Origin of the sequence: Grimontia marina (assembly GCF_900060185.1) — a bacterium.
GTDB lineage: Bacteria > Pseudomonadota > Gammaproteobacteria > Enterobacterales > Vibrionaceae > Enterovibrio > Enterovibrio marinus.
This window is the reverse complement of the sequence record NZ_FIZY01000232.1, coordinates 1-651: the sequence shown is the minus strand read 5'-3', so window position 1 is coordinate 651 and position 651 is coordinate 1. Positions and strand designations below refer to the sequence as shown.

1 protein-coding gene is annotated in these 651 nt (G+C 52.7%); it reads right to left on the bottom strand.

The genetic code is table 11. The features are described from left to right. A partial coding sequence (locus GMA8713_RS27920; RefSeq protein ID WP_198159608.1) for a hypothetical protein occupies nt 1-651 on the bottom strand: 651 nt, incomplete at both ends.

Genomic DNA, 651 nt, shown 5'->3' with positions numbered 1-651 from the left:
GCTGGTTTTTAAGCTGTGTGCCGACGGCATTGTTGTGCAGCGCACTCCAGAAACTCAGTAAGCCAACGCGGTCGTCCTCGTTAAGTTTCTCAGCAGCGCTATAAATGTCTTCCCCGAATTCATAAGAGTCCACAAAGTCATTTTTAATGCTCTGCCGCCCCCTCTCCGTCAACAGCCTATGGTCAACCGTGACATCCACATTCCCCTCATTGCGCTCGATGGAGAACAGGTCTTTCTCCGTGTTCTCCACATCGCGGTTAAGTGCCGTCAGGCTGTCACTGTTGCTGTCGCCGCCCACAGTGACATTGCCTTGACCTACTGTTGCAAGGGTTTTGGTGACGCTGTAATCACTGCTGTTTTGGTATTGCAGGGTGGAGCTGTTGTAGGTGGAATCGACCTCGGTGTTGTCGGTCGTTTTTCCGTCAACATCGGTTTCGTTACCTATCCCCACACCGGTGCTGATGCCCATGGCACTGTTCTGTGCGTAGGTGGTGTTTTTCAGGTCACTGAAGCCCAGAGTCTCTGTTTCTAACGTCAGGTTTCCTGCGTCTTTGCCGTCTTCATCCACGGTCGCTATCAGCGCGCCATTGATTTGGGTGTGACCATCAACCTTGATGGTGGCGGTTTCTCCAGCGGTGAGGCTGGTGAGAA